Origin of the sequence: Tsukamurella sp. 8F, assembly GCF_029167375.1 — a bacterium.
Classification (GTDB): domain Bacteria; phylum Actinomycetota; class Actinomycetes; order Mycobacteriales; family Mycobacteriaceae; genus Tsukamurella.
The window spans coordinates 1-6,223 of the sequence record NZ_JARFTP010000061.1 but is presented as its reverse complement, the minus strand read 5'-3'; the positions used below and the strand labels follow the sequence as shown (position 1 = coordinate 6,223).

At 68.6% G+C, this 6,223-nt stretch carries 9 protein-coding genes; all 9 read left to right on the top strand.

What is annotated here, in order from left to right:
• Positions 1–855: 855 nt before the first annotated feature.
• On the top strand, positions 856–1,170 hold the full coding sequence (locus tag P0W64_RS22415; protein ID WP_275482419.1) for a hypothetical protein: 315 nt from the start codon (positions 856–858) through the stop codon (positions 1,168–1,170).
• A 265-nt stretch (positions 1,171–1,435) separates the two neighbouring features.
• Positions 1,436–1,822: a Gp19/Gp15/Gp42 family protein gene (locus P0W64_RS22410; protein ID WP_275482418.1), complete on the top strand. Its 387-nt coding sequence runs from the start codon at positions 1,436–1,438 to the stop codon at positions 1,820–1,822.
• Positions 1,823–1,980: 158 nt separating this feature from the next.
• Positions 1,981–2,187 (top strand): hypothetical protein, encoded by a 207-nt coding sequence (locus P0W64_RS22405; RefSeq protein ID WP_275482417.1) that lies wholly within the window; start codon positions 1,981–1,983, stop codon positions 2,185–2,187.
• Between the two features lie 57 nt (positions 2,188–2,244).
• Positions 2,245–3,363, top strand: a complete 1,119-nt coding sequence (locus P0W64_RS22400) for a hypothetical protein (RefSeq protein ID WP_275482416.1) — start codon at positions 2,245–2,247, stop codon at positions 3,361–3,363.
• A 91-nt stretch (positions 3,364–3,454) separates the two neighbouring features.
• Positions 3,455–3,748, top strand: coding sequence for a PE domain-containing protein (locus P0W64_RS22395; RefSeq protein WP_275482415.1), 294 nt, complete (start codon positions 3,455–3,457; stop codon positions 3,746–3,748).
• Between the two features lie 2 nt (positions 3,749–3,750).
• On the top strand, positions 3,751–4,791 hold the full coding sequence (locus P0W64_RS22390) for a PPE domain-containing protein (protein WP_275482414.1): 1,041 nt from the start codon (positions 3,751–3,753) through the stop codon (positions 4,789–4,791).
• Positions 4,788–5,507: an ESX secretion-associated protein EspG gene (locus P0W64_RS22385; RefSeq protein WP_275482413.1), complete on the top strand. Its 720-nt coding sequence runs from the start codon at positions 4,788–4,790 to the stop codon at positions 5,505–5,507. Before P0W64_RS22390 ends, P0W64_RS22385 begins: the two co-directional genes overlap by 4 nt.
• Before the next feature lie 75 nt (positions 5,508–5,582).
• Positions 5,583–5,909 (top strand): WXG100 family type VII secretion target, encoded by a 327-nt coding sequence (locus tag P0W64_RS22380; RefSeq protein ID WP_275482412.1) that lies wholly within the window; start codon positions 5,583–5,585, stop codon positions 5,907–5,909.
• Positions 5,910–5,925: 16 nt separating this feature from the next.
• Positions 5,926–6,222, top strand: coding sequence for a WXG100 family type VII secretion target (locus P0W64_RS22375; protein WP_275482411.1), 297 nt, complete (start codon positions 5,926–5,928; stop codon positions 6,220–6,222).
• Position 6,223: the final 1 nt, after the last annotated feature.

The following is a 6,223-nucleotide window of genomic DNA, read 5'->3' as shown; positions in this document are numbered from 1 at the left end:
GGCTTAGGGCTCGGGGGCGTAGCCGGGCAGGGGTCGGGAGGCGCACCGGGACGGGTGCTTAGGGCTGCTGCTGGGGCTTAGTGCTTAGGGCCTACGGGCCGGCTGTGGTTTAGAGGCAGGTATACCCCCTGACCTGCGGGTTTGCGGTGCACGCTACCCCCAGGGGGGTACCCCTACGGGGGTACGCGTCGACCGGTTCCTACTGCGGTCGCGGGGCCGGGTCCGCGTTTTTCCCAGGTTTCAGCTAGACGAACCTACCTTGACCTGCGCATTCGCGCGAAACACCACGTTACGAACGAGCCCGGAAGACGGGCGAACTAAAGGCTTAAGGAGTTAGAGGAGTGTCAGTAACCAAAGTGTGCAGCGGTCTCACGTGCGGCGGTGTAGCCCGCCCGGCGGAGGACTTCTACAAGAACCGTGCACGAGCGGACGGGTTGTCCAGCCAGTGCAAACGGTGCCAGCGGGAGTACACATCCCGCCCGGCAGTGAGAAAGGCAGCTAACGCGAGCACCGCCGCTTGGCAGAAGCGCAACCCCGACAAGCGCGCGGCAACTAATAAGCGCTGGCGGGACGGGGATCCGCTGAACCAACGTCTATTGAACGGTGCTCGGGAGGCGAGGCATCACGGAGGTCTAGCCGACCGGCTGTCTCCTGAGATTCTGAGAGCGTACTGGGAGTCCCACGGTATCGGTGAGGGTGTCTGCTACTACACAGGGGAGCCGCTAGGCGATGACTGGCACCTAGACCATATGACGCCCCTTTCTCGGGGCGGTCACCACGGAGCGGACAACCTAGTCCCGTGTACTCCGTTCGTAAACATGTCCAAAGGCAGACAGACAGCGGAGGAATACCTAGGTGGCTGATACAACCGAATCATCCGCGATTCCACGCGCACCACGCGGGCTAAAGGCCGCTGGAAAGAAGCTCTGGTCGAACACGCTAGAGCAGTACCCGCTAGAGGACGACATGCCGAAACTAGAGCTACTAGAACAAGCGGCTCGGGTAGCGGACATCATCGCAGACCTAGACAGGAAGGCGGCTGATGAACCGACCACAGTCAAAGGGAGTATGGGCCAGTGGGTTATCAACCCGCTAATCAGCGAGTCGCGATTCCAGCGAGGGCTACTCGCCTCTCTGCTGTCCAAGATGAACCTAGGAGGAGAGGGGTAACCGTGGTCCTAGGGAAGACGTACAAGCGCAAGCCTAAGGCTCCTGAGACCCGACCGGACCAGGCGGTATCGAACTACTACCGCTGGCTCCTGACGGCAGGAGACGGGGCTCCTAACGCCCCGACGATCAACAACTACCAGCACTGGAAGGAAACCAATGCCACGACGTAACCGACGCCCCGACGGAGGGGACGGATACCAGAAGTTCTTCGACAAGCTCGCAGAGGAATTGCACCGAGCGCGACTTACCAACCGGAAGGGTAACCGTGGCGATCGCGACAGCGAGTGATGTCCGCACCCTCTGGGGTAAGGATGGTTTGACCACCGAGGAGACAGCGACCGTAGAGCGTCGCCTGTCTCAGCTAGAGCGGGCTATCATCCGCCGGATCCCGGACTTCATCGACAAGTGCGACTCCGACCAGGGCTACCGGGCTGATGCTGTCGATATCGAGGCCGACGCCGTTCTACGGCTGATGCGTAACCCCGATGGTCTGCTCTCCGAGACGGACGGCAGCTACACCTACATGAAGCGTCAGGACGACGATGCTCCTGCCGGCCGGTTGGAGCTGACAGCTGATGAGTGGAAGACTCTCGGGTACGTCCGGTCGTCCGGCCTAGCCGTCATCACACCCGTAGCTGTGATGCCCTCGTGAGTCTGTTGGATAGAGCAGACAGCTACGAACCGTGCACTCTGTACCCGGAGGAAGCGGTTACAGACATCGACGGGAACGTACGTACACGCCCTAGCGCCGTGGGCATTCCGGCTCGGGCTCGGTTCCAGGCTCAAGGACAGTCCGGTACGTCCGCCCGGTTGGCTGAGACCCAATCCACCGGATTCGGGACCGAGCAGGTGTACCGGATGCGGCCTCCCCGCCAGCTCGAGCAGCAGTTCTCGCAGCTCGGAGCACAAGGCGAGATCGAGTGGAGGGGGGAGCGCTGGTCCGTGTTCGGGGACGTGGTGCGGTACAACGGATCCCCGAATACCCGCCATATCGAGCTGACGGTCAGACGTAGGTGACCGTCCTCTGCTAGTGTCTAGACACAGATTCTTGATCCGTCGAGTCTCCTGTCCGGCGTGTCGAAGGCCGTGGAGCAGGGCATGGGCGCGGGCATGCAGGCGGTCTCGGCGCTGGGCTCGGTGTGGCAGGGGCCCGCGGCCACCGCCGCGACGGGGAAGGGCGTGCAGGCCGCCACCGCAGGTGGTCTGGTCGCGGAGCAGGGAGCCGAGATCTCCACATCGGTGGCCGAGGCAGCCGCGGTCGTAGGCGAGGGCGAGGTCGAGTTGCAGGCCGTCATCGACTCGTTCATGTCTGTGGTGGCAGCGGTTGGTCCCGCGCTGTGGCTACCTCCGGGCCAGGCGACGGTGGTGGCCGCGGCCGAGGAACATCTCGACCACGCACTCGAGGTCGTGTCGCGAGTCAAGGCGCAGCTCTCGCAGTTGTCGGGGCAGGTGGGGGTCGCGGGCCGCAAGGTGCCGATCGCGAATCCACCTATGTCGGCGGCCATATCGGCCGCGCAGGCGGCGGCATCCGTCGGGACGGCGGTGGCGTCCGCGAGTACGCAGCTGGTGTCCGGTCTCGGGAAGACGGTCACAGAAGGTGTGTCCTCCGGAGTGAAGACAGCCGTAGGGGCCGCGGCCGCGGCCGGAAAGGCGCTCACCGGTACGTCCGGGCAGGAAGTCGCGGAATCGGCTGCCGGCGAGCGGGTCTCGTCGGGGCCGTCGATGGTATCGCCGGCGAGCGGCGGGCTGGCCGGCTATCCGTCGTCAGAGCTCGGTGGGGCCCGTCCCGGACTCGGGACAGGTTCCGGATCCGTCGGTTCGGGAATCGGTTCGGGCATCGGCGCCGCAGGCCTGGTCGCGGCGCGTGCGGGTGTCGGCGTCCCCGCCCCGACGCTCGTACCGAGTCCTCCTGCGGCGCAACCGGCCCCGCGCGCCGTCGTCGAGGGCGGGGCGCGCACGTTGCCGGCGGACGCGAGTGAGGCCCGCCGTGCCGCGGGCGGCATGCTGCCGCTGGGTGGAGCCGGAGCGCGGCCCGCGCAGGCCGGGGACCACAGCGCGCCCGACTACCTCGTCACGACGGCCAACGGTGAGGGGCTCGTCGGCGCGCTGCCGCCGGCCGGCCCGCAGGTGCTGGGGGACGCGGAGCCTGTTGAGACGCAAGGGCCTTCGATGGACATCGAGCTGCGGCTGTAGTGCCTGTCGGCGTCTTCGAGATCGCCGGGAACCGACGACCGGGCCGGTGCGTCTAATTGATGGAAGTCACTTCGGGGGAGGGTAGGGTCTCATGGCGGTGCATATCGAACCGGCCGGAATGAAAGACGTTGCACGCGAGATCATCCGGATATCGGATACGCTCGAGGACGCGCAGCGCGACGGCGAGAGGTCGCCCGCGGCGCCGGGCCGCGACGAGGTGTCGTCGACGGCGGCCCGCACACTGCGGCGTATGGCGGCCGTGCAGGACCGGACCGCGGGTGCGGCGCTTCGCGAGCTGACCGTCCTGGCGCGCGCCGTGGAGTATCACGCCGGGGCGGTAGAGGAGAGCGACGCGGACTCCGCGGGCGTCGTCACGCGGGCCTGATCGTGGTCGGATTCACCGGGATCGACTGGGACGAGCGCACCACCGACCGTCTGTCGGCGGACCTGATGGGGGGAGCGGGCGCCGCACACCTGCGCTCAGCCGCACGCGACTGGGGCCGGTTGTCGTCTGCGTACGCGACGGCGGCCGTCGACCTCGACCGTGCGCTACATCGCCTCGCCGGAGTCGCGCGCCTCGGGCACTTCGCCGAGCCTGCGGCGCCCGGCATCGTGCGAGGGCGGCAGCGAGTGTCCGGCAGAGGGATGACCGCCGGCAGCGGCGCCGGCGACGAGCGCGGCGGGCCACTCCACCAGTACGCGCGCTGGCTGGCCCGGCACGCGGCGGACCTAGCCGAATGCGCCCGCCGCGCCGAGCGGCAGGCGGACGCGTACGAGGCGGCGGTGAGGGCGATGCCCGGGGCCGCGGAGCTAACAGCACTGCGCGCGGCCCGCGTGGCGGTGGAGGCGACGCCGCTCGGCGACGGTGGGGTGCTCATCGGGGCGATCGGGCGGGTCGAACGCGATGAGCAGGATGCGCACCGACGTGCGGCCGCTGCGATGGTGGACTACGAGCACGCGTCGTCCGGCCTGGCTCATGCCTGGGGCCTGCATGCTCCGCCGCATGCTCGCTCGGCCACGGATCGCTCCAGGACGCGCGGCGAGGGCAGGTCGGTGGCCGCCGGCACGGCGGGCCGTGGTGGGAGCGGGATCGGTTCGTATGGAGGAGGAACCGGCTTCGGGCCTGCACCGCTGCCGGGCTACGCCGCCGCCGCGCTGCGGCGGGAGGAGCCTGCGCGGCGCGTCGCCGCCACCGCTCCCGCAGTACCCGCTGGAACGCCGATGGGCAGGGGGATGCCGCTCGTGCCCGCGATGCTGGGTGCAGGAGCCGCAGCGTCCCGGGCCGTCACCCGCCCGGCCGGCGCCACGCCGTCGGATCCCGGCGAGCCCGAGGCCTTCACCGTTCACACCGCGCCGGATGTCGTCGGGGGCGAAGGATACGGAAGCACGAACGGCGCACCGGATCTCGTGAGTGATGGTGGGTCGTGACCGCTCGGGGCGTGGATACCTACACCGTCGGTCGTGTTTCCGGGCCGGCGGCCGACGAGCTGCCGTCGTCGCTGTGGCTGGCGCCGGGCTCCCGCTCTGCTGCCGGCCCGGCGCGCGAGCCCGATGCAGGCACGCGGAACGCGCTCGCGCTGCTAGCGGCTGCCGAGGTGCGGTTGGAGGTGCGCGTCGCGGACCCGCTCGGCACGCACCTGTGCCTGGGCCGTAGCGGCGAGACGACGGTGCGTGCTGTGCGACGCGGGGCGACCCTCACCGTCGACTTCCCGCACTGCGATGGCACGGCGGTCCGGCTGTACAGGCTCGTCGAGGCGGCCCTTCCGGAGGTGTGGGGCGCGGAACGCTGTGCGACGGCGTGCTTCCCGACGGAGGAGGGAGTCGAGGTGCTGTCATGCGACGACGCCTCGCGAATGGCGGCCGGGCTGCGTTCCCTGGCGGTACCCGCCGCTGCCGCGTCTCGGCTGGCGCACGTGCTGACCCGCGCCGAGACGGCGGTCGAGTGCACGCTCGAGGCGGCAGGCCGGCCGTTGCGATCCACGGTGGCGGTGATCGACGCGCCCGTCGGACGTGTCGTGGCCACCACGGCGCCGGCCGCGGACGGGCGGCTGTGGACCGCAGTGGCGGAGGGATCCGCGCACCGGATAGGGCTCGCACTGAGGCGTGCCTGCGAGGAGCTTCCCGGCGGCGCTTGGCTGCCGTGAGGGGGGACCACGGTCTCAGAGGCCGTGGCTGTTTCATCGACCGACGCCGACCAGTTCGGCGGGGAGGAGTAGGACATGACTACAAGTGCCGAACTCGCGGCGATGGCCGCGAGCGCGTCGGCCCTGAGTGACACGGGCAGCGCGATGAACGGGACGCTCGGCCAGCTGCGCAACGACGTCGAGATGACGCGCTCGGCCTGGGTGGGCCTGGCGCAGATCGCATTCCAGAAGGTCATGGCGGAATGGGATGAGAACTCGATCAAGATGAATACCGCGCTCAACGAGATCGGCGACATGCTCGCCGTCAACACGAAGGACTACCAGGCCCAGGAGGACGACGGCACATCGGCCATAGGTGGGCTCGCGGGGAGCGGCGGGCTGAACATCCCGTCGTTGGCTTGAGGGGAGGAGCGAGAACATGAGTGATCTGATCAAGTACGACTACGAGGCCATTCGTGCGGGTCTGGAGGACATCGGGACCCGCCAGGGGATCCTGCTCGCGCAGGGCGAGGACGTCCGTGGGCAGCAGATCAAGCTCGCCGGGTATTGGGAGGACGAGCAATCGGCCACCAATTACCAGGCGCATCAGGCACGTTGGAATGAGGGATTCGAGAACATCCTCTCGCTTCTCTCGCGCGTGCGCGACGCCGCGGGCGGCGCCGTCGACGGTATGCAGGCGACCAACTCGAGGGTGGCCTCCGGCTGGCACGGCTGAC